This window comes from Pedococcus sp. KACC 23699 (assembly GCF_045348425.1).
In the GTDB taxonomy this organism is placed as follows: domain Bacteria; phylum Actinomycetota; class Actinomycetes; order Actinomycetales; family Dermatophilaceae; genus Pedococcus.
In genome coordinates, this window is record NZ_CP157483.1 from 3,667,854 (window position 1) to 3,694,252 (window position 26,399).

Genomic DNA, 26,399 nt, shown 5'->3' on the forward strand with positions numbered 1-26,399 from the left:
TGCTCGGTCACCTCCCGGCGGTGGGCGACGGGGTCAACGGGCCGCGAACCGGCGACGTACGAGCCGGTGCGTCCCGATATGCCGCTCCCACGGCCGAAGATCGATGTCCATCGGGCCGTGGGAGCGTTGTAGTGTCACGGCGTGGATGCACGAACGGACCATGCGGGCGTTGGCCAGGACCTCGAGGTGGCGGTCACCCATGACCAGGCCAGGGAGCCTCAGTCCCGCCGCGCCGATGCCAGCATCGGCACCCCCGGGACCGTGCGCGACGTCTTCGACCAGCTCAACGTGATGGTGGTGGCCTGGGAGGGCCCGCAGCACGTTGCCGTCGCCGCCAACGAGCAGTACCGCCGATACGTCGGCCGGGACGCCTTCATCGGACAGCCGTGGAGCGAGGTGATGCCGGAGCTCGAGGGACAGCAGTTCCTGGAGATCCTCGACCGGGTCTATGCCTCGGGCGAGACGCACGTCGGCACGGAGTGGCGCTTCCAGATCCGGCGGGATGACACCGACCAGCTCCACGAGATCTACGTGGACTTCACGGTCACCCCGCGCCGGGATGCCGACGGCGCCACCATGGGCGCGGTCTGCTCCGTCGTCGACGTGACCGACCGGGTGCACGAGCGCCACGAGGCAGCGCTGCGCACCGCGCACGTCCAGGAGAAATATGAGGCGGTGCACGACGTCGTCGTCGAGCTCCAGCGCGCGCTGCTGTCCATGTCGCTGCCGGTGCTGCCGACGGCGACCGTCGCGGCCAGGTACCTCGTGGCGGCGAAGGACCAGGCTGCGGGCGGCGACTGGTTCGATGCGTTCGTGCTCGACGGCGGGCGGCTCGCCCTCGTGGTGGGCGACGTCGTCGGTCACGGTGTGGTGGCGTCGGCCGCCATGGGCCAGCTGCGGGCCGTCCTCGAGGAGCTCCTGCGGACCGAGAGCGAGCTCGAGGTGGTGCTCGGCAGGCTCGACGCGTATGCCGCGCACAACCCGGCCATGCGGGCGGCCACCGTCGTCGTGGTGCTGCTCGACCCCGAGACCGGGGAGATCGTCTACGGGCGCTGCGGTCACCCCGCTCCACTGGTGGTGTCCGAGGACGGTGCCACACGACTGCTCGATGCCGGGATCGGCGGTCCGCTGGGGACCGGCGCACCGCAGTCCCTCGCCCACACGAGGCTGCGGCCGGGCGAGGTGGTGCTGCTCTACAGCGACGGCCTGGTGGAGCGCAGCGGGCACTCCCTCGACGACGGCGTGCGCGAGCTGAGCCGGGTGGCCTCCGACGCCCTGACCAACCGCAGCCTCCCCGTAGGGGCGTCATCGTCCCCGGCGAACCGGGTGGCCGAGCTGACGATGGAGCTCATGACGCGCAGGGGCCACGAGGACGACGTGACCGTGCTCGTGGCCCAGCGGCTGGCCGAGCAGATCGAGGACCTCGACCTCCAGCTCACGGCGACCCAGGAAAGCCTGCACCAGGTCAACGCAGCCTTCGGCGGGTGGCTCGCCGCCATCGGCCCATCGCCCGGTGACCGGTTCGCCCTCGAGCTGGCCGTCACCGAGGCCGTCACCAACGTCATCGAGCACGCCTATCCCACTGGACGGCCCGGCATGCTCAACCTCGTGGCGTCGGTGCTCCCCACCGGAGGCATCTCCGTGCGCATCCGCGACGAGGGACGCTGGCAGGTGCCGTCGTCGCAAGCCACCACCGGAGGCCGGGGCCTGCTGCTGATGTCGCAGGTGGTCGACGAGGCCGAGGTCCTTCACCCGCCCCAGTCGGTCCAGGCGCCCGAGGGGGACCGCGGGACGACGGTGGTGCTGCGCCACCGCGCCCATCGCAGCGCAGTGATGGCCTCGGGAAGGAGCCTGGTGAACGACGAGGGCGGCGCGGACGAGTTCCCCGACGTCGGCTTCGAGGTCTCGGCGGACGACGGGGAGGACGGACCCGTGGTGCGGTTGACCGGCATCATCGACCTCGACACGGCAGAGCGTGCACGGGCAGCCCTGCTCGGCGCGTCCCGTGGTGGCGTGCGCTCGCTGACGGTGGACCTCACCGGCGTCACGCAGCTGGCCAGTGCAGGGGTGCGCACCCTTTTCGAGGTCCGCGAGCAGGTGCTCGCCAACCGCCACGAGCTGGTCATCGTCGCTGCCCCGGGAAGCCCGGCCGCCATGGTGCTGGAGCTCGTCTCGCTGCCCTACCGGCAGTCCACCACGCCTGCGGCGACACCGGCCTGAGGGCCGACCCGTCTTCCGGACCCCGGCAGCGCTGTCACGGGCGCTGCGGAGGAGCCGGCCGACGCTGCTCCAGGAGGGCGGGCACCGTCTGGTCGGCCAGGAGCACCGCGGTGCACCGTTGGTCGCGCGACGGCCTGGTGACCCGCGAGGCCGCGGTCAGCAGGAACGCTCCCAGCACCTCGTCCTGGGCCGCGACCTCGACGGCCACCTCGGTGTCCACGGGCAGGCCGTCGCGATCGATGTCGTAGCTGCTGCCTCGGCCCAGCAGTCCACCGGTGCGTGACAGCCGTGGCAGGCCCGCGGCGGGAGGTCCGGCGACGAAACGGCAGCGGTCGAGCCCGAGCACGTCGGTGATGCGTTGGGCCACGTCTGAGACAAGGTCCTCGACGGAGCGGTCGGCCGCCTGCGCGGACTCGGCGCTCACGACGAGCCCGTCGAGGAACCCCGAGGCCCGGCTGGCGCGGGCCTGTTGCCGGCGGCCCCACAGGGACAGCTCGGTGACCGCGGCGCCGACGACCATGAGCAGGACCATCGCCTCGGCGTCCTCCCGGCCGTGGATCGCGAGCTGTCCGTAGGGGCGGGTGAGCAGCACGTCGAACCACACCGCCGCCGAGGCAGCCGCCAGCACACCGGCCGCTCGGTCCCCGGTGGACGCGGCGGCGACGACGAGCAGCACGAGCACCAGGACCGCGGGGGCGTTGGCGACCTCGGCCCGCAGGCCGGCGAGCACCAGACACGCCAGCAGCGGCAGGACTCCTGCGAGGACGAGGAGGACAGGTCGGTGGGCCAGCACCGTGCGGGAGATCACCCTTCCATGACGCACCCCGCGAGGCCCGTGGGTCAAGAGCCGTTGATGCGATCCATACGCAGATCTCGTCACAGGTCCATGGACAGCGTCGGCACAGGGCACGACGGCGTGGCGCTCGAGCTCACCGCACCGACCGGCTGACGGTCAGAGGCGTTCGCGGACGGGCGGCACCGGCAGGTGGAAACCTCGGTTGTCCCGGCCCCGATGGTGTCCGGTCTCGTGTTCCGCGTCGCGTCCGTCGTCCTGCTCGAGCTCGGCCGGGTGAACCACTGCGACCGGACAGTGCGCTGAACGCACGATCGACTGGGACACCGAGCCCTTGGCCCAGCCGGCCAACGCACCGCGGCCGTGGGTGCCGACGACGAGCAGACACGCGTTCTCGCTCTGACGCGTCAGCTCCTCGACCGGGTGCCGCCGGGCGACGTCGCGCCGTACGTCGACGGTGGGGTACTGCGCACCGAACCCGGCGATCGCCTCGGCGACGACCGATCGTTCCTCCTCTTCAGCCTGGTCCCAGTCCACCGACCAAGCCATCGAGGCCGACACCCCCTCGACCGCATCGAGCTCCCAGGTGTGCACCACGGTGAGCCCGACCCCGCGGGAGGCGGCCTGCTCGAAGGCGAACGCCAGCGCTTCGCGAGAGGTCTCGCTCCCGTCCACGCCGACCACGACCCGCGCGTCCGGCAGGGACCGGGACGGTGCCTCGTGCACGACGACGACGGGGCAGTGGGCGTGGGCACAGACATACGTGGAGACCGAGCCCATCATCAGGCCACGAAAGGCGCCGAGTCCTCGAGCCCCCATGACGACCAGTGCCGCGTCCCGCGACGCCCGGACGAGCGCCTCGCCGGGCGAACCGGCGCCCGTCTGCACCAGCACGTCGACCCCGGGGTGGGCCGTGCGCACGTCCTGGGCGGCGTGGTTCGTGGCTCGGATCGCGGCCTCCCGGATGGAGTCGTCCAGATCGGTCACGGCCGCATCCCCCGGCACGCCGGCACGGACGGCGGGGTACGCGGGCACGGAGTAGGTGTGCACCACGAGCAGACGACTGCGGCGTCGAGCCGCCTCCTGCGCCGCCCACCGCAGGGCGAGGTCGCTGGTGTCCGACAAGTCGATGCCGACAACGATCGTGCGACGGCGCGTGTGCATGGGGCGCTCCTCCTGACGGTCCACCGACACCTCAACCGTCGTCGCGAGCCCTCCTGCGGCACAGGGCACTTGGTCCCTGTGCCGCGCGACGGCTCGGCGTCAGGGTGGGGGCACCACGCCCTGCCACCAAGGAGCCCCCATGCTCGTCCGCGAGATCATGACGGTCCCCGCCTACAGCCTGCCTCTCGGGAGCACGCTCGAGGCGGCGATCCAGCTGTTGGCCAGGGCCCACCTGTCGGCGCTCCCGGTGGTGGACGGCGACCACCGGGTCGTGGGCATCGTGAGCGAGGCCGACATCCTGCGCCTGCAGCTCACCCCCGACCCGCGTGCCCACCTGCGCCCCGTCGAGCTGGACGAGGTCCCGTGGCCCCGGCTCGTCGACGAGGTCATGACGCCCGACCCTGTCACCGTCCTGGAGACCGCCGACGTCGCCGAGCTCGGACAGCTGCTGGCGGACACGGGGTGGAAGAGCGTGCCCGTCGTCCGCGACAGGGTGCTCGTGGCGATGGTGAGCCGCAGCGACATCCTCCGCGCGATGACGACGTCGGACAGCGCGATCCGGCGTCACCTCACGCGCGAGTTCGCCGCGCTCGGACGTGCGCGGTGGTCGGTCAGCGTCGCCGAGGGCGAGGTCACCGTCACCGGGACGCGGGGCGGCCGTGAGGCACGACTGGCGCACGTGATGGCCTCTGCCGTGCCCGGGGTGCGCCGGGTCGTGGTGGCCGCGTCATCCCAGCCCGCCGCCGCCACGGATCGTCCCGCCGCTGCCACGGATCGTCCCGCCGCTGCCACGGATCGTCCCGTCTGATCCGCCGCCGCCGCCAGCGGGGTCCGCTATCGCAGCCAGCGGTGGTGCCGGACGACCGGGAGGCGGTTCCACGCGTCACCGAGACCCAGGTGGTGACCGGCGCCGATACCCAGGAGCACACCGAGGGTGAGGGCGTAGATGAGGTGGTCGTCCATGAAGGGGTTGTTGTCCGGGGGCAGGTACGCACTCCACATCATCACGAGCATGGCGATGCCGGAGACCGTCGCGACCCGCATGCCGATGCCGAGCATGAGGGCGGCCCCGATGCCGAGCAGGCCGATCATGAACAGCCAGTCGGCCCAGGCGGCGCCCGCGAAGCTTCCGTAGAAGTCCTTCAGCGGTCCGGCGGTCCCGAAGGTCAGGAACCCCTTCGTGGGGGAGCCGCCATGGATCCAGGCTGCGTCCCCGAACCGGTCCACGACACCGGTCTTGGGGTCTCGCCCCGTGGAGTACCCGAGGGCGAAGGTCTTGTCCAGGAACGCCCAGAGGAAGATCCAGCCGAGGGACAGCCGCAAGGCACCGATGACCGGGCCGACGCGGGAGCTGATGCCTTCGACGACGACATCGTCCGACGCGGCGTCGGCAGCGCTGCCGACGGTGCCGCGGCGGGGGCTGATGGTGGCCATGGTGAACTCCTTCTCCTGTGGGGCGTGGAGCAGGTCGCTCCCTCCCGAGGAGCTCGCGTTGCTGCGGGCTCGCCATCGACGCTAGGGCCGGGCCGCCTTGTCCCCCAGTGGCTTTAGTCCCTGCGCGACTCGGCGTGGGCCTGAGCGGAGGCGCCCGTCCGGGGGACCACGTGGACGGGGCACAGGGCGTGCGCCCGGCAGTACTCAGCGACGTCGGAGTGCTCGGTGGCGTCGCCTCTTGCTCGGTCCTCACCGAGGACGAGGCCCACGGCCCTGGCGCTGCGGGCCACGAGGAGCTGGCCGGGGTCGCCTCCCGGTGACTCGAACGTCGCTCCCCGGTGATGGCCATGGCGCAACGCCTTGAGCCCGGCCGCGAACGTCGAGCTCTCGGCCTCGGCACGATCGGCGCTGCTGAGCCCGACCGGGACCACCTGGACGAACCTGACCGACGCACCGAGCTCGGCCGCGAGCTCGACACCACGCAGCGCCACGGTGAAGGCCTGCCCGTCGTTGACCAGTCCGATGACGACCTCGGGTCCCGAGGTGTCGGAGTGAACTGGCGGTGCATGCTGCGTCATCGGTCCAGTCTCGGCGGGGTCGGTGGCGCAGGACACAGGCGAAGGTCCCGGACGTTCGCGACAGGCCTGTTTGCTTACCTGACCTGTTTCGTGCCTGCTGCACCTATTCTTCGCTCATGGAGCCCCCCGCAGTCCCCGACAGCACTCCTCCGCAGATGGAGGGGCTGCTGGATGCCGTCCTGGCGGTGAGCGCGGGACTGGATCTCTCCGAGGTGCTCACCCGCATCGTGCGCTCCGCCTGCACGCTGGTCGGAGCGCGGTACGGCGCCCTCGGCGTGCTGGCGCCGGATCGCAACCACCTCGTGGAGTTCATCACCCACGGGCTGAGCGACGAGGAGCGGGAGCGCATCGGTGACCTGCCTCGAGGACACGGCGTCCTCGGCCTGCTCATCCGTGATCCCCGCCCGCGTCGCCTCTCCGACATCCGGACCCACCCCGACTCGTACGGCTTCCCGCCCAACCACCCGCCCATGACCAGCTTCCTCGCGGCACCCGTCCGGATCCGCGACGAGGTGTTCGGCAACCTCTACCTCGCCGTCAAGGAGGGGGCTCCCGAGTTCTCCGAGGAGGACCAGGACCACGTCGTGGCCCTGGCCGCGGCGGCCGGCGTGGCCATCGAGAATGCCCGTCTCTATGAGCGCAGTCAGGTCCAGCGCCGCTGGGCGCAGGCCGTTGCCGACGTCAGCCAGGCGCTGCTGGAGGGCCAAGCCGAGGTCACTGCACTCAGGGTCATGGCCGAGCAGGTCTGCTTGGTGTCTGGCGCCACGGCTTGTGCCGTGGCGATCGAGCACGAGGACCAGACGCCCGTGGTGAGCGTCGTGCACCGCCGCGACAGCGGGGCGCTCGAGATCCCCGAGGGGAGAACAGATTTCGGGACGCTGGCCGGACCGCACTGGGGGAGCGTCCGCGACGTCAACGAGCCCCTCCTGCTCATCCCGGGCGAGCAGGATCCCGCAGTCGCCGAGATCATCGACGACGTCGTGGCCATCACCGGGGTGGACACGACCGGCCCCACGGCACTGGTACCCGTCCTTGCCGGGGCCAGATCCGTGGGTGCCCTGCTGGTGTGCTGGGAGTCCGCTGACCAGGACGTGGCATCCGGGGTGCTCGGTCCGCTGCACGAGTTCGCCCAGCACGCGGGCCTGGCCCTGGTGGCGGCCAGCGCGCAGGAGGACCGGGCGGTGGTGACCCTGCTCGAGGACCGCGAGCGCATCGCCAGGGACATGCACGACCATGTCATCCAGCGGCTGTTCGCGACAGGCCTGGCCCTGCAGGCCAGCGGCCGGCTGACCCAGCAGCCGGTGCTGCGCAGGCGGCTCGAAGAGGCGGTCGACGAGCTGGACCTCGCCATCAAGGACATCCGTCAGGCCATCTACCAGCTGGCGCCGCTGCAGGCGCCCACTGGTCTGCGCGGGCGGCTCGAGGAGCTGGTGCGGAATGCATCCGAGCTCTTGGGCTTCCCGGCGCGGCTGCAGCTGTTCGGGGAGGCGGCGAGCATCACGGCGGATCAGGAGCAGGACGTCGCGGCGGTGGTCCGCGAGGGACTGGCGAACATCGCCCGGCACGCCCGTGCCTCGTCCGCCACCGTCCGGGTGTCGATGGGTCGACTCATCGAGGTCGTGATCGTGGACGACGGTGTCGGCACCCCTCCCACAGGTCGACGAAGCGGGCTCACCAACTTGGCGGACCGGGCCAGTGCCCGCGGGGGCTACTGTGAGATCGCGGCGGCTTACCCGCGCGGAACGCGCCTCACCTGGAGCGTTCCGGCCGTGGGCAGTGCGCCACCTGTGGGGCGGGCGGCCCGGCAGTCGGGACCATGGTCCCAGGACTGAGGCTGACGGCCTGACACTGTTTGACGGCGGACGTCCGGGACCGCCGAACCACGAGGCAGGAGAGGACCCCATGACCACGATCTTCCTGCTGGACGACCACGAGATCGTCCGGCGCGGGCTTCGCGAGCTGCTCGACGGCACCGAGGGATTCACCGTGGTGGGGGAGTCGGGATCGGCGCTCGAGGCCGCTCGCCGGATACCCGCGCTGCGGCCTGACGTCGCGATCTTCGATGCACGCCTCCCGGACGGCTCGGGGATCGAGGCGTGCCGTCAGGTGCGTTCGGTCGACCCGACCATCGCGGGTCTCATCCTCACGTCGTTCGACGACGACACGGCGCTCACCGCGGCGATCCTGGCCGGGGCGGCCGGCTACCTCCTCAAGGACATCCGGGGCAACGGCCTCGTCGAGGCGATCACGCGGGTCGCGCGGGGTGAGAACCTCCTCGACCCCGAGCGTGCCCGGCGGGTGCGCACCGACTGGGCCGACGACCGCGACATCGACCCCCGGCTGCGCTCGCTCAGCCCGCAGGAGCGTCGCATCCTCGACCACATCGCCGACGGCCTGACCAACCGCCAGATCGGCGAGACCATGGCCCTGGCCGAGAAGACGGTGAAGAACTACGTCACGTCCGTCCTCGCCAAGATGGGTATGGAGCGCCGCACCCAGGCAGCCGTGTACGTCGCCACCCACGGCAAGGACGGACGGGGTGGCCGAACGGTCCCGTGACCGGCCCGATTCCTTACTGCGGCACGATCATCCGCCCAGTGACCTGACGGGTGGAGACCCGCACCCAACGGGTCTGCTCGGGGTCGAGGGCGAACCACGGCGGCGGTGCGGCCGCATCCAGACGGGCCGCCTGCGCGTCGTCGTCGACGATGGTGGCCGTGCCGTGGACGAGGACCGACCAGCCCGAACGCTGGGCGCTGTCCCATTCGTCGACCTCGTACGACACGGCGTCGCCGTCGACGGCCGCCTGGATCTTGGAGCCGCCGGCGGTGCGGAAGCAGATGTCGACCCCGTCGAGCACGTGGTTGACCGGCAGCACGGCGATCTCCCCGTCGAGCGGGAAGGCGAGCCGCCCCACCGGCGCCTCGTCCACCCTGCTGAGGCATTCCTCGAGACCCATGACGCGCAACCCGCTGTGGTCGGTGACGGAGCCGATGTCCCATCCGTTCCGGGGATCGGCCTGGGGATTGCCGGGTCGGGAGGTGTCGGAGTCGTCCATGGGGTCTCCTTCCGTGGGGTGGGAGTCAGCCGAGGTAGCGACTCGTCGAGGGCACGACCGTCACCGGGCACCGGGCGTGGGTGATCAGCGAGGCGCTCACCGAGCCCAGCAACAGACCCTTGAACCCCCCACGACCACGGCTGCCGACGACCAGGAGCTGCCCGTCGCGGGACTCCTCGGCGAGGACCGTCGCCGCGTGCCCACGGACCAGTGTCGTGGCGACCTGCACGTCGGGGTACTTCTCCTGCCACCCGGCCAACATCTCGGCGACCTCGAGCCGCTGGGACTCGGCCACGTCGCGCCACTCACCCTCCCAGTCGCGGCCCGACAGGAAGGGGTCGGGCTCCTCCCACCACCAGGTGTGCACGGCGAGCAGGGGCGCCTCTCTGCTGGACGCCTCGGCGAAGGCCCAGGCGATCGCCGGCACCGAGTGCTCCGAGGCGTCCACCCCGACCACCACGGGTCCGTGCTCGTTCCACTCACCCGTGTGGGGGGTGAGGAGCACCGGGCAGTGGGCGTGGGCGGCGACCGGTCGGCTGGTCGCCCCCAGGAGGAGCCCGGAGGCGCGACCCAGCCCCCCGGCGTCCACGACGACGAGGTCGGCGGTCTCGCTGGCCGCCACGAGGGCCGCGGCCGGCTCGGCGACGACGGTCTCCCGCGTCACCGCAAGGCTCGGGTCGGCCTCGCGCGCCTTGCGGGCCGCGGCGTCGGCGATGCGGTCCTGTGCCTCCAGGCGCTGGGTGGTCCACGGCACGATGCCGACCCCGGTGGCATGCAGCGCGTGCAGGGGCCGACCGAGCCGATGCGCCTGCTCCACCGCGACACCGAGGGCACGGTGTCCCGCGGCGGACCCGTCGACCCCGACCACCACCGCGTGCCGTGGCTGTGCATCCAACCTGCCCATGACCTGCTCCTCTCACTCACCGCCCGTGTCCCCACCACGGTCGCGCCGCGGCTGCCCGCGGGGGAGGGGCGAAGGTCCCGGCGGTCGGCCCCATTCGGGACCTTGGCCCCATACGGTTGGACCTCCTGCGGGGGAGTCTGTTGGCATGAGCACCAGCACCGAACCCACGCTCCACGAGATCCCCCGGCACGAGTGCTGGGCACTGCTACGAGACGCCGCCGTCGGTCGGCTGGCGACAGCCATCGACGGGCACCCGGAGATCTTCCCGGTCAACCACGTGGTGGACCACGGGACAATCGTCATCCGCACCGCGGCCGGTACCAAGCTCGAGACGGCCGCCGGCCACCCGGTGGCTTTCGAGGTCGACGGCTACGACGTCGAGGCCGGCGCCGCGTGGAGCGTCGTCGTCAAGGGCCGGGCTGTCGAGGTGACCCGCCTGCACGACGTCCTCGAGGTCCTCTCCCTGCCGCTGTTCCCCTGGCACGACTCGGTGAAGCCGCACTTCCTGCGGGTGGAGGCCGACGACGTGAGCGGGCGCCGGTTCTCCGTGTCCGGGGGCGCTCACCGCGCCCCGGTGTCCGGCGGCGGGACGTCGACCCGATGACCTCGCTGTCGCCAACTCCTCGACGGCGCTCGGGCGGGCACCTGCTGGTGGCCGCCACGCTCAGGTCCCCCGTGCGGCAGGCGCTCGGGCACCTGACCCTGCTCGAGTATGCCGCGGCCGACGGCCGCCGGGTGCGCCTCCCGGTCCAGTACGCCCGGTGGCGGGACGAGCTCGTCCTGGCCGCCGGCCGTGCGCGTGACAAGACCTGGTGGCGGGCGTTTCGTTCCCCGCGGCGCGCCACCCTGATCCTGGACGGGGTGGTGCTCGAGGGCGTCGGTCACGTCGTCCGTCGGGACGACCCCACGTGGTCGCAGGTGGCGATCGCCTACCAGCGCGTGCACCCGCTGGCCCGCCTCGACACCGCGGAGATCGTCCTGCTGCGCCGGCTGTGACAACGCCGCGTCTCCCGGGGCCGAGCCCCGGTGCCCCGGCGGAGGAGGGACCAAGGGCCCGGCCGGCTCCACGCGCCGGTTGGATGCTGGAGATCCATACCCGTGATCGGAGTGCGCATGTCCACTGCCATCGTCGTCGTGGCCGTCATCGCGTTGGTGCTGCTGGTGCTGGCCCTGTCGGTGCACGTCGTCAAGCAGTACGAGCGTGGCGTCCTGTTCCGGCTGGGTCGCGTGATCGCGGTCCGTGAACCGGGCCTGCGCCTGATCATCCCCGTGGTCGACGTGCTCCGCCGGGTGGACCTGCGCATCATCACGATGCCCATCCAGTCGCAGGGGATCATCACCCGGGACAACGTCAGCGTGGACGTGTCCGCCGTGGCCTACTTCCGCGTCGTCGATGCCAAGAAGTCGGTGGTGGCCATCGCGAACGTGAACGCCGCCATCGACCAGATCGCCCAGACCACCCTGCGCAAGGTCGTCGGCCAGCACTCCCTCGACGAGACGCTGTCGGAGACCGACCGCATCAACCTCGACATCCGCAAGATTCTCGACGTGACCACGGTCGAGTGGGGCGTCGAGGTGACCCTCGTCGAGCTCAAGGACATCCAGCTGCCCGACGGCATGAAGCGCGCCATGGCGAAGCAGGCCGAGGCCGAGCGCGAGAAGCGCGCCAAGATCATCAACGCCGAGGGTGAGGCCCTCGCGGCAGCGGCACTGGGGAACGCGTCCGACATCATGATGTCCCACCCCGTTGCCCTGCAGCTGCGGACCCTGCAGAGCCTGGTCGAGATCGGGGTGGACAAGAACACCACCGTGATCTTCCCGGCCCCGCTCATGAGCACCATCGAGGGGTTGGGTGCGTTCCTGTCCCAGGAGCAGACGGCGCGGGACCGGCTGGTAGGGGCGACGCGGCCGAACGGCACTGATCCCGATGGTCCGGCGCCGAATGGTGCCGCACCGCTGGTCCCGGGGGGACGACGGTGACCCCCGGATCGGTCACCGTGGAGGTTCAGACGGCGTTGACGCGTCCGGTCCGCGCCATCCTGCTCGACCTCAGGGATGCCACCTCGACCGCGCACGAGCAGATGATGGCCGCGCGGCGTCCCCCGCACGACCGTGCGACGTTCGAGGCGGCGCGACTGAAGTACCTCAGCTCCCTGACCGCCTACGACGACGCCCTCAGGCAGCTGGGGCTCCCGCTTCCCCGGCGCCTGAGGGACGACCTGCGGCTGCTGAGACGACTGGTCGTCAACGGCCGCTCCCGCTGAAGGGTCACCGGGTCTCGGGCGTCACCGGGTCTCGGGCGTCACCGGGTCTCGGGCGTCACCGGGTCTCGGGCGTCACCGGGTCTCGGGCGCCGTCGCCGCTGACTGACCGAGCACGGCATACCGGCCGGCCTCGAGGCGGGCCACGGGCACCCGGGGCGGGGAGCAGGACAGGTAGTCGACCCCGGAGGCGAGCAGGAGGTGGATGGAGGCCGGGTCGCCGGCGTGCTCGCCACACACCCCGAGACCGAGGTCGGGCCGGGTGAGGCGTCCCTCGGTCACGGCGAGCCGGACCAACCGGCCCACCCCCTCGTCGTCGAGGGTCGAGAACGGGTCGGAGGCCAGCGTTCCAGCCCCGCGGTAGGCAGCCAGGAAGCTCGTCTCGGCGTCGTCGCGCGACATGCCCCAGGTCGTCTGCGTCAGGTCGTTGGTGCCGAAGGAGAAGAAGTCGACGTGCTCGGCGAGACGCGCCGCGGTCAGGGCGGCGCGGGGCAGCTCGATCATCACGCCGAGCGGCACGTCGAGCTCGGTGCCGCTGTCGCCCACCACCGCGGCGACCTCGGCCCGCACGCTGGCCAGGGCGGCCTCGAGCTCACCGACGTCGGCCACCAACGGCACCATGACCTCGGGTCGCGGGTCCAGGCCGCGTTCGCGCAGGGCGACCGCGGCCTGCGCCAGCGCCCGCACCTGGGCGGTGACCAGCTCGGGCACCACGGCGAGCAGGCGCACGCCCCGCAGCCCGAGCATGGGGTTCTGCTCGTGCCAGCGGCGGACCAGCGCCAGGCGGCGCTCGACCGCGTCGTCGACCGTGCCGGCGGCCCGGTCCACCGCGGCCCTGACCTCGAGCTCCACGAGGTCGGGGAGGAACTCGTGCAGCGGTGGGTCGAGGAGGCGCACCACCGTCGGCAGTCCGTCCATGGCCCCGAGGATCTGCTCGAACTCTGTCCGGGCGAGGGCCTCGATGCTGCGCAGGCCGGCCTCGCGCTCGTCCCCGGTCACGACCTGCTCGACGAGGACCCTCCGGTCCCCGAGCAGCATGTGCTCGGTGCGGGCGAGCCCGATGCCCTCCGCGCCGAGCTCGCGCCCGGCGCGGGCGTCGTGGAACGTCTCGGCGTTCGCCCGGACCGTGCAGGTGCGGCGCAGGTCGGCGTGGGCGAGGAGACGACCCATGGCGCGCACCACCGGGTCGGCCTCCGCGAGGTATGGCGCGGAGGCCGATGGTGCGGACGTGGTCCAGGCGCGGATCGCCAGGGCGCCGGCGCTGGCCACCACCTGGCGCGATCCGAGGAAGATGTCCCCCGTCGTGCCGTCCACGGACAACGCGTCGCCCTCGGCGAGGAGGTGACCGCCGGGCAGCACCGCGGTGCGGGCGGCGCTGTCGATGTCGAGTCCCTCGACCCCCGTCACGCAGGTCTTCCCGAATCCGCGAGCAACGACGGCGGCATGGGAGGTGAGTCCGCCCCGCGCGGTGATGACCGCCGTGGCGGCCAGGAGACCGCCGACGTCGTCGGCGCTGGTCTCCGGCCGCAGGAGGACGACCTGCTCGCCGCGGGCGGCCCAGGCCATCGCCGTGGGCGCGTCGAACACCGCTCGCCCGGTCGCGGCCCCCGGACTGGCCGCCAGGCCGTGGGCGGCCGGGGGATGCCCGGCGCTGTCGGCGAAGCCGGGGTGGAGCAGAGCCGCCAGCTGGTGGCCGTCGACCCGCAGGAGCGCCTCGTCGAGGTCGATGACCCCCTCGTCCACGAGGTCGCAGGCGATGCGGAACGCCGCCGCCGCGCTGCGCTTGCCGACGCGCGTCTGCAGGATCCACAACCGTCCGTCCTCGATCGTGAACTCGACGTCGCACAGGTCCCGGTAGTGGCGCTCGAGCGTCCGCAGGTGGTCGCACAGCTCTGCGTGGAGGGCGGGTTCGCGAGCTGCGAGGGTGGTCAGGTCCATCGTCTGCCGACTGCCGTTGACGACGTCCTCGCCCTGCGCGTCGACCAGGTAGTCGCCGTAGGGGACGGGCTCGCCCGTCGCCGGGTTCCGGGTGAAGCAGACGCCGCTGCCCGAGCGGGGCCCGCCGTTGCCGAAGACCATCTGGACGATGTTGACGGCTGTGCCCAGGTCCTCCGAGATGTGCTCGTGCACCCGGTAGCGCCGCGCACGGTCACCGGTCCAGGACTCGAAGACCGCCAGGACCGAACGGTGCAGCTGCTCGTGGGGGTCCTGCGGGAGGTCCTCGCCCGTCTGCTCCCGACACAGGACCCGGAAGTCGCGGGTCACCACCTCCAGCCGGCCGGCGGACAGCTCCTGGTCGGTGGACACGCCGGCAGCCGCGCGCTCGGCGCGCAGGCGCGCCTCGAAGAGGTCACCCTCGATGCCGAGCACGGTTCGCCCGTACATCTGGACGAGCCGCCGGTAGGAGTCCCAGGCGAACCTCGCCCCTCGACTCACGGCCAGGGCGGCCACGACGGCATCGTTGAGGCCGACGTTGAGGATGGTCTCCATCATCCCGGGCATCGAGAACCGGGCTCCCGAGCGCACCGAGACGAGCAGTGGCCGGGCCGGGTCGCCCAGGCGCCGTCCGCAGCGCTCCTCCAGCAGGGCCAGAGCCGTCGCCAGCTCGCCCGCCAGCAGGGGTGGCTCCCGGCCGGCCGCCAGGTAGGCGCGACAGGCCTCGGTGGTGACGGTGAACCCGGCGGGGACCGGCAGCCCGAGGCGGGTCATCTGGGCCAGCCCGGCGCCCTTGCCGCCCAACGAGTCGACCATCGTGCCGTCCCCGTCGGCGAAGGCGACGACGAATCCGGTCCGGCTCGCGGTCGGTGCGGTCATGGTGGTCTCCTGTCCGGCGGGCCTCGTGGGCCGCGGTGGGGCCACCGGTGACCCGGCAGCGCTTCCACCGTCCCCGACGATGGCGTGAGGGCCCGTGCCGGCACAGTGCCGAAGGTCCCCGTGCGCCCCTCCCGGGACCATTGGCCCTTGGGCCACGAGGAGCGGCGGCTGACGCTGAGGAGCGGGACGGTGCGTCCCCCTCATCGCTCTCGGAGGCTCCCATGGTGGTCGGTGCACAGCAGGACCCGGCGGTCGTCGTCGGCTGCGACGGTTCGTGGGAGTCGATGGAGGCCGTCGACGTCGCGGTGGAGGAGGCCGCGCGCCGCCGGCTGCACCTGGTCGTCCTCACCATCGAGGACGAGGCGGACAGAGGAGTGCGTCACCTCGGTGACTGGTCGCGCGCCACCTCCGAGAGCACCTTGCAGGCGGAGGCGACCGGCAGGCGCGCCGTCGAACGGATCGGCAGCCGGTGGTCCCACGTCACCGTGGTGAGCGCAGAGACCGTCGAGTCGCCGCAGGTGGAGGCACTTGCGGCTCGGGCACGGCTGCTCGTCGTGGGCCGACACGGCTCCCGTGGCCTGGGCGCCTTCGCCTCGGGCTCGACGAGCGAGCAGCTCGTACGGCGCCTCGGCTGCCCCGTTCTCGTGGCCGGACCACGTCCCGCCGCCCCACGGATCAGCACCGTCGGCACCCGGCACCCCGTCGTCGTCGTGGGGGTCGATGACGAGCCCAGCGCGGACGTGGTGCTGTCGATCGCCGTCGAGGCGGCGCAGTCGCGAGGTTGGGCCCTGACCGTCGTGTATGCCGCCCCTCGCGCCGATGCCGAGCTGCACGTCCTCGCAGCACGGATCTGGGACCGGCACGCCGACCTGCTGCTGTCCCAGCGGGCGCCGGACCACTCCTTGGCACGGGTCGTCGTCGACGTGACCCAACCCGTGGCGGCACTGCTGACCCACGCAGGCCCGCAGGACCTGCTGGTCGTGGGGACCGAGGGACAGGGACGCCTGGCCGGGCTCATCAGTGGCTCGGTGGCTCGCGGGGTGCTCGACCAGATGCCGTGCGACGTCCTGGTGGTCCCACCGGCCGCGGTGCTGGCGCATCGACCCGCTGCCCACGACAACGGGGCGTCGCCCGTCCCGGCCGTGGACGCCTGACCGGGACGGACGCCTGACCGGGACGGACTCAGCGCCAGGGGATTCACAGCCCGGGGTTTCACAGCCCGGGGTTTCACAGCCCGGGGTCAGGGGACGATGACCCGTTCACCGAGGCGTGGGACGACCACCGTCGCGCCGGTGACCTCACGGAGTCGTGCCGCGAGGGCCGAAGCCGCCTCGGGCTCACCGTGCGTGACGAACACCGACTCGGGTGGCTCGGCGAGCCCGCTGACCCAGCGGACGAGCTCATCGGCATCGGCGTGCACCGAGAAGCCCTGGTCCTGGATGACCTGCGCCCGCACCCTGACGTAGGCGCCGGCGATCTTCACCTCGTGGGCTCCGTCGGCGAGCGCCCGGCCCCGCGTGCCCACCGCCTGGTAGCCGGTGAGCACCACGGTGTTCCGTGGGTCGGGAAGCAACGCCCGCAGGTGGTGCACGACCCGGCCACCCGACGCCATACCGGAGGACGAGACGATGACGGACGGCTCCTTGGGCCGGTTGATGCGCTGGGACTCCTGCGCAGACGGGAGGGTGCGTAGCCCCGGCAGCCGGACGAGGTCCGCGCCGGCACTCTCCCGGAGTTCGCTGCGGTGCCGCTGGTCGCGGTACACGTCAAGGACCCGCAAAGCCATCGGGCTGTCCACGTAGACGGGCACCTGCGGGATGCGGCCTTCGCGCCACAGGCCGCTCAGGGCGTGCAGGACGAGCTCGGTGCGGTCCACGGCGAACGCGGGGATCACCACGGAGCCGCCCCTGTCGACGGTGCGCCGGATGGCCTCCGCGAGGATGTGGTGCTCGGGGTCGAGGGGTGGGTGGCTGCGGTCGCCGTACGTCGACTCGACGACGACGTTGCGGGCGGCCGGCGCCGGCTCCCGGGGACGCAGGACGGGGTGCTCGGGCCGTCCGAGGTCGCCGGAGAACAGAACCGTCGTGTCCGCCGTGGTCAGGTGGGCGCTCGCCGACCCCAGGACGTGGCCCGCACGCACGAGGACCAGGGACCCGTCCCCGCCCAGGACGACGGGCCCGCCGTACACGGTCTCGTGCAGGAGGTGGACGGCTCTCTCCACGTCGCCACTCGTGTACAGCGGCAGGGGTGGGTCGTGCTTGGAGTAGCCGCTCGTCCGGGCGTACGAAGCCTCCTCCTCCAGGAGGTGAGCACTGTCCCGCAGCACGATCGGGGCCAGGTCGGCCGTCCCCGTCGTGCACCACACCGGACCCTCGAAGCCTTGCCGGACGAGCGCGGGGAGGTAGCCGCAGTGGTCGAGGTGGGCGTGCGTCAGCACGACCCCGTCGATGCTCGCGGCCCGGACCGGGAACGGCTGCCAGTTCAGTCGGCGCCACTGGCGCTCGCCCTGGTAGAGGCCACAGTCGACCAGGGTCCGGGTGCCCGAGTGCTCCACCAGCGTCCGGCTCCCGGTCACCGTCCCGGCCGCTCCGAGGAAGGTCAGGACGGTGCTCATGGAGCAGCGCCCGTCGCGTCGCTTCGCTGGGTCATCGTCGACTCCCTTCGCCCGCCCCACGGTCGGCCCGGGCACGGTGGTGCCGACAGGGGACTTGGTCCCCGGTTCAGAAGCTGGCCGGTCGCACGAGCCGACCGACGAGGTAGGCAAGGCAGCCGGCCCCTGCCGCCCACGCCCAGGACGCGGGCGGCAGGGGTGCGGTGCCGAGGAGGGCTGCGAGAGGGGGGACCGTGACCGCAGCGACGAGCAGCGCCAGGGCTGCGGCCAAGGTGGCGGGCAGGACGAAGCGTGACCGCCCGCGTTCCACGGACGTGCGCGAGCGCACCGCCAGGGCCACCGCGAGCTGGCCGGTGCCCAGGCTGACCAGGGCGGTCGACGGGCCTGCGCCGCCTCCTGCGACGACCGAGCCGAGCAGGCTCATCGTGGCCACGGCGGTGGAGAGCACGAGGAGCCGCCACCACAACCGGTCCAGGGCGCCCTGGGACGGGGGTCGCGGACCGGCGGCCATGGTGCCGTCCTCGAGGGGTTCGGCGCCCAGGGCCGCCCCGGCGAAGGAGTGGGTGACGAGGTTGACCCACAGGATCTGGGCCGGCAACAGGGGCAGGGCGATCCCGACCACCGGCCCGCCCAGCATCAGCAGGATCTCCGCGGCGCCTCCTGAGATCCCGTAGAGCAGGAAGCGGCGGATGTTGGCGTAGACCCGACGCCCTTCCTCCACGGCCGCGACGACCGTCGCCAGGTTGTCGTCGGTGAGCACCACGTCGGCGGCCTCTCGAGCCACCTCGGTGCCGCGTCGTCCCAGGGCCACCCCGATGTCGGCCCGGTGCAGCGCCGGGGCGTCGTTGACGCCGTCGCCGAGCATCGCCACGACGTGGCCCCTGCGCTGCCAGGCGGAGATGAGCTCGAGCTTGTCACCCGGCGTCGCCCGGGCGATGACGTGGTGCAGCCTCGCCGCGTCGTGGTCGACGCCCTCGCGGTCGAGGTCCACCCCCGAGCCGCTGCCGTCGTGCAGGGCCAACGGTGGTTCGTCCGTGGAGATGTTGACGGCGGACGCCACGGCCTGGGCGGTGGCGGGGTGGTCCCCGGTGATGAGGGCGACCTCGACACCGGCGTCGCGGCACCGGCTCACGGCCCGGGCCGCGGCCGGGCGCGGACGGTCGCGCAGGGCCACCAGCCCCAGCAGACCCAGCCGCGGCACCACTCCGACGGAGCCGGTCGACTCGCCCTGGGCCACCGCCAGGACGCGGGCGCCGGTCGCCGCGAGGACGTCGACTTCGTGGCGGGCCGCCTCGAGGACGGCCGGCCCGTCGGTGAGCACGTCGGCGCGCAGCATGACCTCGGGCGCCCCCTTCGACACGACGAGCACGGACGACGGAGCCGCCTGGGGTTCCGTCCCGGGCTCGCCGACGTGGAGGCCGGTGCCGGCTCCGGCTCCGGTGCTGGCTCCGGTGCCTGCTCCGGAGCCGATGACCGCGGAGTGCCACGTGGTCATCCGCTTGGTCCTGCTGTCGAAGGGACGTTCGGACAGCCTGGGGTGCTCGGCGCGGACCAGGCCGGGGTCGACCCCGGCCGCCACGGCGGCGTCGAGGAGGGCGGTCTCGGTGGGGTCCGGCGGCACGGCGCCGTCCACGGTGACCTCTCGGGCGTCGTTGCACAAGGTGATGGCGACCACGAGGTCCCGGTCGGTCGAGCCGTCGGGGCACCACGTCGAGGAGACCGCCATCTTCCCCTCGGTGAGGGTTCCGGTCTTGTCGGTGGCGATCAGCGTGACCGAGCCCAACGTCTCGACCGCGGCGAGGCTGCGGACCACTGCGTGCCGAGAGGCCATCCTGCGCGCCGCCATCGCCATGCTCAGCGTGACGACGAGTGGCAGTGACTCGGGGACCGCTGCCACCATGAGGCTGACGGCGGTGAGCAGCATCTCCTCCAGTGGTTCACCACGCAGCAGCCCGAGGGCGAAGACCACGGCGCACAGGAGCACGGCGGCCGCTGCCAAGTAGCCGGAAAGCCGCGCCATCCGGTGCTGCAACGGTGTCTGGCGCTGCTCGTGCTCGACCAGCATCGACGCGATCCGCCCGGTGGCGCTGGCCGGGCCGGTCGCGGTCACGACAGCCGTGCCGCGTCCTGTGGTGACCGCGGTGCCCGCGTGCAGCCGGGCAGCCCGTCCGGCCAGGTCGGACCGCGCCGGGGCGGGCTCACCGGGCCACGGGGCCTTGGTGACCGGCAGCGACTCGCCCGTCAACGTCGACTCGTCGACCGTGAGCCCCGGTCCCCTCAACAGGGTCGCGTCGGCCGGGACGAGGTCACCCTGTCGCAGGTGGACCAGGTCGCCGGGCACGAGGTCCCGCACCGGGACGGACTGCTCACGCCCGTCCCGGGTGACCTGCGCCGAGGGGGACACCAGGCTGGACAAGGCCTGGACGGCGCGGTCGGCGCTGAGCTCCTGGCGGACGGCGAGGGTGGTGTTGACGACGACCACCAGGGCGATCACCGCCGCATCGGTGAGGTCGGTCGTAGCCAGGGTGAGGGCGAGGGCGCCGAGCAGGACGAGGACCAACGGGTCCTTGAGCGCGCGCAGGACACGGACCACGACCCGTGTCGGTGGGGCCGTGGGCAGGCTGTTGGGACCGTTGACGCCGAGCAGCCGACGGGCCTCGGCGCCGGTCAGCCCCTGATCCTGATCGGGTGTGGCGACCTTGGGCGCGCACGCGACCACACGGACGTCGGCCTCGTCGTAGGACGAGCCGGGCGTCGTCACCTCTCCGACCAGGGTGGTGCACCCGGGTGGAGGACCGACCCGCGGTCATGGCCGCCCTCGCCCGCGTCGGCGGCGCCGTGGTCGCGGTGCCCTCGATCATGACGGACCGCCGGACAGACGATGGCGAACATCGTCCCGGGGTGTCCCCGCCCGACTCGTCGCGCTGCTCCGACCAGGGCCGTCGCGCGCGCCGGGTCGTCGGTGCCGAGCGCGATGAGGACGGCGTCGCACCCAGGGTCGTCCGCTAGCGCACCCACTGCGGCCTCCAGGCTCGGTGCAGAGCACGCGCGGGTGAGGTCGACGAAGTCACGCACGCTGGCCGCCGGGGGAGCGCAGTGGCGGATCCGCATCTCGGTCTGCTGCCGAAGGTCGGGCGCCCGCGCAGAGGTGCCTGCGAGGGCGGCGACAGCCGCAGTTCCCAGGGACGCCTCGTCGGTGACGACGGCGACCCGGCGGCGCCGGTGACGGCCGCCTGCCGACGGTGGCTCCTGGCCGAGGGCCTTGACGGCTGACGACATCGACTTCAGGGTCGGCCCGGACATGATCGGGCTCCTCACGAGGCTCGGGGGCGCGGGTTCGCTCACCTCCCACTCTCGTCGTGACGCAGGCGGTGCAGATGAGACCTAGGTCCCGCGTCAGGGTCGGTCGATCTCCGCGAAGACCGGCCGACCCAGGGTCGGCTCCGACAGGAGCCGCCCGAAGTCCGTGGTGTTGCGCGAGATCGAGATGAGCAGCCTGCCGTCGGCCAGCCGGATGCCGGGGTGGGCCAGCGGTGCGTAGCGCAGCTGGCCGGACGGGTCCTGGAACTGCGCCCGCACGCCACGCCTGGGGGCCCACGGGCCGGTCGGCGACGCCGAGGTCCACGAGTAGACCGTGCTGCCCAGGTCGCCGTCCCGCTTGGACACGATGACGTACCGGCCGTCCACGACGTCCACCGACAGCGTCTGGGACACCCCTCCGGGAGCGGGCAGCACCGCCGCTGCGTCCTCCTGCGCGGACGACCACCGCGTCCCGTCCCAGAACCTCCACGTCCCCCGGTCGCGCGCCTCGGCGGCAGGCGCCCGAGCGACATACAGGGCACGCCCGAAGGACGTCGAGTTCGGCAGCCGCGTGCCGTAGACGTAGATCCAGGATCCCTGCACGGTCATCGCCGAACCCCAGTTGACCTGGCCGGGGTCAGGGCTGTCGGGCGTGATGTCGAGCTGGCTGCGCAGCTGCGGCACGCCGGGTCCACTCGCGTCGAAGACCGTTGCGCTGCTGCCGAGATAGGTGAAGTCGAACGCCCCCGAGGACCCGCGACGGATGCGCGCCGAGATCACCACGAGGAGGGTCTGTCGACCTCGGGCGAGGGTGGCGATCGACATGGGCCAGTGGACCGAGCCCTCCGCGCGGTCGGGGATGACCGGCCCGCGGTCGCGGGTCTCGACCTGCGAGGTGCACAGACCGCTGGTGACGAGCATGGAGTTGGCCACGATGCGCGGGGTGACCCCGGTCGCGCGGACCGTGTCTCCGAACACCCAGACGATGCGTCCGTCGGGCAGCCTGGTGCTCGCCCCGATGTCACCGGCCTGCCACAGCGGCAGGTCCAGCCCTGCCACGACGCGGTTGAGCTCGGCCACGGTCACGGTCCGGTTCGCCGCGGCCGGCGCCGCCGGGCACGTCGGGGTGAGCCGTGGGTATGCCGCGCCGCCGGTGGCGGTGCCTGCCCTGTCCCGGGCGAGGTCGGTGCCGCAGCCCGCGAGCGTGAGGACCACCGCCAGCGCCGCGGCGACGAGGGCACCTGCACCAGGGCGGGCGCCACGCGCCGGGAGGTGGGGTCGGGTGAGTCGCGGCACGCTGCAGAGCGTAGGGGCCGCGACACGCGGATCCCACATGTGGTGCTGTCGTTCGGTGCCGCCACCCGCATATGGTGTGTCTCGCTGGTCCGGGTCCCGTGCACACGGGACCTGGGGCAAGAGGGAACCCGGTGGGAATCCGGGACTGCCCCGCAGCGGTAAGCGGAAACGACAGCCGTCACCAAGCACTGCCCCGTCTCGGCGGGTGGGAAGCGACGGCCAGTAGGTGTCACCCCGGAACCACGGACCGTCCCCGGACGGACCACGGAGCCGGAAGGGACGGGTCCGCGAGTCCGAAGACCTGCCAGCGGCCGCGCACACCGTGCCCGGTTGAGTCGTGGCCTCGAGGGTGGGTCACCCGGCTTCTGCAGTCCCGTGCCGGCGCGCCGTCTCGGCTGCGTCGTCGTCCCCTCCTCGCGTCCACGGCACCGAATCGCTCGCGAGGAGAGAGCAGGATGACCCAGACCCCCGTGGTCGACCCATCGACCACCCCGAACACCCGTGGCGCGTCGTCGCGCCGCGCCACCATGGCCGTGCGCAAGCGCAACGGCGACCGCGAACCCGTCGACGTGATGAAGATCGTCCGCGCCGTCGAGCGCTGGTGCGACGACCTCGGCGAGGTCGACCCCATGGCGATCGCCACCCGGACCATCAGCGGCCTCTACGACGGCGCGACGACGGCCGAGCTCGACCGGCTGTCGATCCAGACCGCAGCCGAGATGACCGCGAGCGAGCCGGAGTACTCACGCCTCGCAGCACGGCTGCTGTCCAACTACATCGACAAGGAGGTGCGCGGCCAGCAGATCGCGTCGTTCAGCCAGGCCGTCCGCCTCGGCCACCTGGAAGGGCTCATCGGCGACGAGACGGCCGAGTTCGTCGAGGCCAACGCGCGCAAGCTCGACCACGCGGTCGACGTGTCGAACGACCGCCGCTTCGAGTACTTCGGGCTGCGCACCGTCTACGACCGCTACCTGCTGCGGCACCCGGAGACCCGCAGCGTCATCGAGACGCCGCAGTACTTCCTGCTGCGCGTCGCCTGCGGCCTGTCGCGCACCCCGCAGGAGGCGATCGCCTTCTACCGGCTCATGGCCTCGCTGGCCTACCTGCCGAGCTCGCCCACCCTGTTCAACTCCGGCACCCGGCACACCCAGATGTCGTCGTGCTACCTCGTCGACTCGCCGCAGGACCAGCTCGAGTCGATCTACGACCGATACGCGCAGGTCGCCAAGCTCTCGAAGTTCGCCGGTGGCATTGGTATCTCGTGGTCGAGGGTCCGTTCACGCGGTGCCCTGATCCGCGGCACGAACGGTCACTCCAACGGCATCGTCCCGTGGCTGCGCACCCTCGACTCCTCGGTCTCCGCCGTCAACCAGGGGGGTCGCCGCAAGGGCGCAGCGTGCGTCTACCTCGAGCCGTGGCACCCCGACATCGAGGAGTTCCTCGAGCTTCGCGACAACACCGGCGAGGACGCGCGCCGCACCCACAACCTCAACCTCGCCAACTGGGTCCCGGACGAGTTCATGCGGCGGGTCGAGGCCGACGAGCAGTGGAGCCTCATCGACCCCGACCAGGTGCCCGAGCTCCCCGATCTGTGGGGCCCCGCCTTCGAGGAGGCGTATGCCGCCGCGGAGCGCGACGGGCGCGTGGTGCGCACCGTCGGCGCACGTGAGCTCTACGGCAAGATGATGCGCACGCTGGCGCAGACCGGCAACGGCTGGATGACGTTCAAGGACGCCAGCAACCGCACCTGCAACCAGACCAGCGACGAGCAGGGGCCCGGGGCGCCGGTCGTGCACCTGTCCAACCTCTGCACCGAGATCATCGAGGTCTCGAGCAACGACGAGACCGCCGTTTGCAACCTCGGGTCGGTCAACCTCGCAGCGCACCTGACGACCGGCCGCGACGCCGTCGACTGGGACCGGTTGCGGGCGACGGTGCGCACAGCGGTCACCTACCTCGACCGGGTCATCGACATCAACTACTACCCGAGCGAGGAGTCGGCGGCGTCCAACCCGCGCTGGCGCCCCGTGGGCCTCGGGGTGATGGGGCTGCAGGACGTGTTCTTCGCGCTGCACCTGCCGTTCGACTCCGACGAGGCGCGTGAGCTGTCGACGCGGATCGCCGAGGAGGTCTACCTCTCGGCACTGGAGCGCTCGACCGAGCTGGCCGCCGAGCACGGTCCGCACCCGGCCTACGAGCAGACGCGCGCGGCGGGGGGCGCCCTGCAGCCGGACCTCTGGGGCGTGACCCCGACCCAGACCGAACGGTGGGTGTCGCTGCGGAAGTCGATCAAGGAGAACGGACTTCGCAACTCCCTGCTCATCGCCATCGCGCCGACGGCGACGATCGCGTCGATCGCCGGCGTGTACGAGTGCATCGAGCCGCAGGTGTCCACGTTGTTCAAGCGGGAGACGCTGTCGGGGGAGTTCCTGCAGGTGAACACCGCACTGGTGCGCGAGCTCAAGGCGCGTGACCTGTGGACCCCGCAGGTGCGGGAGGCGATCAAGCGCAGCGAGGGCTCCGTGCAGGGCATCGCCGAGATCCCGCAGGACGTGCGGCACCTGTTCCGCACCGCGTGGGAGCTGCCGCAGAAGGCGCTGGTCGACCTCGCTGCGGCCCGCCAGCCCTACATCGACCAGAGCCAGTCGCTCAACCTGTTCCTGGCGTCGCCGACGATCGGGAAGCTCAGCTCGATGTACCTCTACGCGTGGAAGGCGGGGCTGAAGACGACGTACTACCTGCGGTCGCGACCGGCCACCCGCATCCAGCAGGCGACGGTCGGCCTGACCGCCGCCGTGCCCAGCCCTGATCCCACCCCCACCGTGACCGACGAGGCAGCCATCGCGTGCTCCCTCGAGAACCCCGAGAGCTGCGAGGCCTGCGAATGACCACGACCACGACCACGACCACGGAGAAGATGCTGCTCGACCCGGGGATGAACCTCACCCTGCGGCCGATGCGGTACCCGCACTTCTACGAGCGCTACCGCGACGCCATCAAGAACACCTGGACCGTCGAGGAGGTGGACCTGCACAGCGATCTCAAGGACCTCCAGCGGCTGACTGCCGCCGAGCGGCACCTCGTCAGCCGCCTCGTGGCCTTCTTCGCGACCGGTGACACGATCGTCGCGAACAACCTCGTGCTCAACCTCTACCAGCACGTGAACTCCCCGGAGGGACGGCTCTACCTCAGCCGCCAGTTGTTCGAGGAGGCGGTGCACGTGCAGTTCTACCTGACCCTGCTCGACACCTACGTCCCCGACGAGAAGGAGCGGCACGAAGCGTTCGCTGCGGTCGACAACATCCCGTCGATCAAGGCCAAGGCGGACTTCTGCTTCGAGTGGATCGACACGGTCTTCGAGCTCGACCGGCTCGAGACGCGTGAGCACCGCAGGGCCTTCCTGCTCAACCTCATCTGCTTCGCCGCGTGCATCGAGGGGCTGTTCTTCTACGGCGCCTTCGCGTACGTCTACTTCCTGCGGTCGCGGGGTCTGCTCAACGGTCTGGCGAGCGGCACCAACTGGGTCTTCCGGGACGAGTCCATGCACATGGCGTTCGCGTTCGACGTCGTCGAGACCGTGCGGGCCGAGGAGCCCGACCTGTTCGACGACGAGCTGGCGGCCCAGGTCCGGGCGATGATCCGGGCCGCCGTGGACGCGGAGGCGCAGTTCGCCGAGGACCTCCTGGGGGGCGGTGTCGCCGGGCTCTCCACGGCTGACATGCGCACCTACCTCGAGTCCGTCGCCGACCGGCGGCTGCAGCAGCTCGGGCTGGAGCCCGAGTACGGCTCGACGAACCCGTTGGCGTTCATGGAGCTGCAGGACGTGCAGGAGCTGTCGAACTTCTTCGAGCGCCGGGTCTCCGCCTACCAGATGGGCGTCAGCGGCTCGGTCGGGTTCGACGAGGACTTCTGATCCCGCTCGGTCGGCCGGGCCCGCGCCAGTCAGGAGTGGGCCCGGCCGATCGC

The 26,399-nt window shown here is 72.0% G+C and carries 22 protein-coding genes and 1 riboswitch; of the genes, 11 read left to right on the top strand and 11 right to left on the bottom strand.

Annotation, left to right across the window (positions count from 1 at the left end):
• Positions 1-141: 141 nt before the first annotated feature.
• Positions 142-2,220: a SpoIIE family protein phosphatase gene (locus ABEG17_RS17200; protein WP_406830703.1), complete on the top strand. Its 2,079-nt coding sequence runs from the start codon at positions 142-144 to the stop codon at positions 2,218-2,220.
• A 34-nt stretch (positions 2,221-2,254) separates the two neighbouring features.
• Here the strand turns inward: ABEG17_RS17200 and ABEG17_RS17205 are convergent, their stop codons facing one another.
• Positions 2,255-3,028 (bottom strand): DUF4118 domain-containing protein, encoded by a 774-nt coding sequence (locus tag ABEG17_RS17205; protein WP_406830704.1) that lies wholly within the window; start codon positions 3,026-3,028, stop codon positions 2,255-2,257.
• A gap of 144 nt (positions 3,029-3,172) precedes the next feature.
• Entirely contained in the window at positions 3,173-4,177 is a 1,005-nt protein-coding gene (locus ABEG17_RS17210; protein WP_406830705.1) for a universal stress protein, read from the bottom strand.
• A 139-nt stretch (positions 4,178-4,316) separates the two neighbouring features.
• Here ABEG17_RS17210 and ABEG17_RS17215 point away from each other — a divergent pair, with 139 nt between their 5' ends.
• The gene (locus ABEG17_RS17215; RefSeq protein ID WP_406830706.1) at positions 4,317-4,985 is read left to right on the top strand and encodes a CBS domain-containing protein; all 669 of its coding nucleotides are present in this window, start codon (positions 4,317-4,319) and stop codon (positions 4,983-4,985) included.
• Positions 4,986-5,011: 26 nt separating this feature from the next.
• Here ABEG17_RS17215 and ABEG17_RS17220 read toward each other — a convergent pair whose 3' ends face one another.
• Together ABEG17_RS17220 and ABEG17_RS17225 are read right to left on the bottom strand one after the other, a co-directional pair.
• The gene (locus ABEG17_RS17220; protein ID WP_406830707.1) at positions 5,012-5,611 is read right to left on the bottom strand and encodes a hypothetical protein; all 600 of its coding nucleotides are present in this window, start codon (positions 5,609-5,611) and stop codon (positions 5,012-5,014) included.
• Positions 5,612-5,724: 113 nt separating this feature from the next.
• Positions 5,725-6,189: a hypothetical protein gene (locus ABEG17_RS17225; RefSeq protein WP_406830708.1), complete on the bottom strand. Its 465-nt coding sequence runs from the start codon at positions 6,187-6,189 to the stop codon at positions 5,725-5,727.
• A 116-nt stretch (positions 6,190-6,305) separates the two neighbouring features.
• Between ABEG17_RS17225 and ABEG17_RS17230 the strand changes: the two genes are divergently transcribed.
• Both ABEG17_RS17230 and ABEG17_RS17235 read left to right on the top strand, forming a co-directional pair.
• On the top strand, positions 6,306-8,021 hold the full coding sequence (locus ABEG17_RS17230; protein ID WP_406830709.1) for a GAF domain-containing protein: 1,716 nt from the start codon (positions 6,306-6,308) through the stop codon (positions 8,019-8,021).
• Positions 8,022-8,091: 70 nt separating this feature from the next.
• Entirely contained in the window at positions 8,092-8,748 is a 657-nt protein-coding gene (locus ABEG17_RS17235; protein ID WP_406830710.1) for a response regulator, read from the top strand.
• A 13-nt stretch (positions 8,749-8,761) separates the two neighbouring features.
• Here ABEG17_RS17235 and ABEG17_RS17240 read toward each other — a convergent pair whose 3' ends face one another.
• Together ABEG17_RS17240 and ABEG17_RS17245 are read right to left on the bottom strand one after the other, a co-directional pair.
• The gene (locus ABEG17_RS17240; protein ID WP_406830711.1) at positions 8,762-9,247 is read right to left on the bottom strand and encodes a pyridoxamine 5'-phosphate oxidase family protein; all 486 of its coding nucleotides are present in this window, start codon (positions 9,245-9,247) and stop codon (positions 8,762-8,764) included.
• Positions 9,248-9,272: 25 nt separating this feature from the next.
• Positions 9,273-10,151, bottom strand: coding sequence for a universal stress protein (locus ABEG17_RS17245; protein ID WP_406830712.1), 879 nt, complete (start codon positions 10,149-10,151; stop codon positions 9,273-9,275).
• A gap of 145 nt (positions 10,152-10,296) precedes the next feature.
• On the opposite strand from ABEG17_RS17245, the gene ABEG17_RS17250 reads away from it, so the two are divergent.
• The 4 genes from ABEG17_RS17250 (at position 10,297) to ABEG17_RS17265 (ending at position 12,415) form a co-directional block, all read left to right on the top strand.
• On the top strand, positions 10,297-10,755 hold the full coding sequence (locus ABEG17_RS17250) for a pyridoxamine 5'-phosphate oxidase family protein (RefSeq protein ID WP_406830713.1): 459 nt from the start codon (positions 10,297-10,299) through the stop codon (positions 10,753-10,755).
• Complete coding sequence (locus ABEG17_RS17255; RefSeq protein ID WP_406830714.1) at positions 10,752-11,147, top strand: hypothetical protein; 396 nt, start codon at positions 10,752-10,754, stop codon at positions 11,145-11,147. The genes ABEG17_RS17250 and ABEG17_RS17255 overlap by 4 nt, the downstream gene beginning before the upstream one ends.
• A 117-nt stretch (positions 11,148-11,264) precedes the next feature.
• Positions 11,265-12,131 (top strand): slipin family protein, encoded by an 867-nt coding sequence (locus ABEG17_RS17260; RefSeq protein ID WP_406830715.1) that lies wholly within the window; start codon positions 11,265-11,267, stop codon positions 12,129-12,131.
• Complete coding sequence (locus ABEG17_RS17265; protein WP_406830716.1) at positions 12,128-12,415, top strand: hypothetical protein; 288 nt, start codon at positions 12,128-12,130, stop codon at positions 12,413-12,415. Before ABEG17_RS17260 ends, ABEG17_RS17265 begins: the two co-directional genes overlap by 4 nt.
• A 72-nt stretch (positions 12,416-12,487) precedes the next feature.
• Here the strand turns inward: ABEG17_RS17265 and ppdK are convergent, their stop codons facing one another.
• On the bottom strand, positions 12,488-15,226 hold the full coding sequence (ppdK, locus tag ABEG17_RS17270) for a pyruvate, phosphate dikinase (RefSeq protein ID WP_406830717.1): 2,739 nt from the start codon (positions 15,224-15,226) through the stop codon (positions 12,488-12,490).
• Positions 15,227-15,447: 221 nt separating this feature from the next.
• Here ppdK and ABEG17_RS17275 point away from each other — a divergent pair, with 221 nt between their 5' ends.
• Positions 15,448-16,380, top strand: a complete 933-nt coding sequence (locus ABEG17_RS17275; RefSeq protein WP_406830718.1) for a universal stress protein — start codon at positions 15,448-15,450, stop codon at positions 16,378-16,380.
• A gap of 86 nt (positions 16,381-16,466) precedes the next feature.
• Here ABEG17_RS17275 and ABEG17_RS17280 read toward each other — a convergent pair whose 3' ends face one another.
• The 4 genes from ABEG17_RS17280 to ABEG17_RS17295 form a co-directional block, all read right to left on the bottom strand.
• Positions 16,467-17,840: an MBL fold metallo-hydrolase RNA specificity domain-containing protein gene (locus ABEG17_RS17280; protein ID WP_406830719.1), complete on the bottom strand. Its 1,374-nt coding sequence runs from the start codon at positions 17,838-17,840 to the stop codon at positions 16,467-16,469.
• 106 nt (positions 17,841-17,946) lie between these two features.
• A complete protein-coding gene (locus ABEG17_RS17285) occupies positions 17,947-20,598 on the bottom strand; it encodes a cation-translocating P-type ATPase (RefSeq protein ID WP_406830720.1) in 2,652 nt (883 codons plus the stop codon).
• Entirely contained in the window at positions 20,595-21,140 is a 546-nt protein-coding gene (locus ABEG17_RS17290) for a hypothetical protein (RefSeq protein WP_406830721.1), read from the bottom strand. Before ABEG17_RS17290 ends, ABEG17_RS17285 begins: the two co-directional genes overlap by 4 nt.
• Positions 21,141-21,233: 93 nt before the next feature.
• Positions 21,234-22,433 (bottom strand): DUF4185 domain-containing protein, encoded by a 1,200-nt coding sequence (locus ABEG17_RS17295; protein WP_406830722.1) that lies wholly within the window; start codon positions 22,431-22,433, stop codon positions 21,234-21,236.
• Between the two features lie 68 nt (positions 22,434-22,501).
• Positions 22,502-22,757: riboswitch (cobalamin riboswitch) on the top strand.
• Positions 22,758-22,888: 131 nt separating this feature from the next.
• Between ABEG17_RS17295 and ABEG17_RS17300 the strand changes: the two genes are divergently transcribed.
• Both ABEG17_RS17300 and ABEG17_RS17305 read left to right on the top strand, forming a co-directional pair.
• Positions 22,889-25,321 carry a ribonucleoside-diphosphate reductase subunit alpha gene (locus ABEG17_RS17300; RefSeq protein ID WP_406830723.1) on the top strand — a complete coding sequence of 811 codons (2,433 nt, stop codon included), beginning with the start codon at positions 22,889-22,891 and terminating at the stop codon, positions 25,319-25,321.
• Complete coding sequence (locus tag ABEG17_RS17305) at positions 25,318-26,346, top strand: ribonucleotide-diphosphate reductase subunit beta (RefSeq protein ID WP_406830724.1); 1,029 nt, start codon at positions 25,318-25,320, stop codon at positions 26,344-26,346. Before ABEG17_RS17300 ends, ABEG17_RS17305 begins: the two co-directional genes overlap by 4 nt.
• The last annotated feature ends 53 nt before the right edge of the window (positions 26,347-26,399 follow it).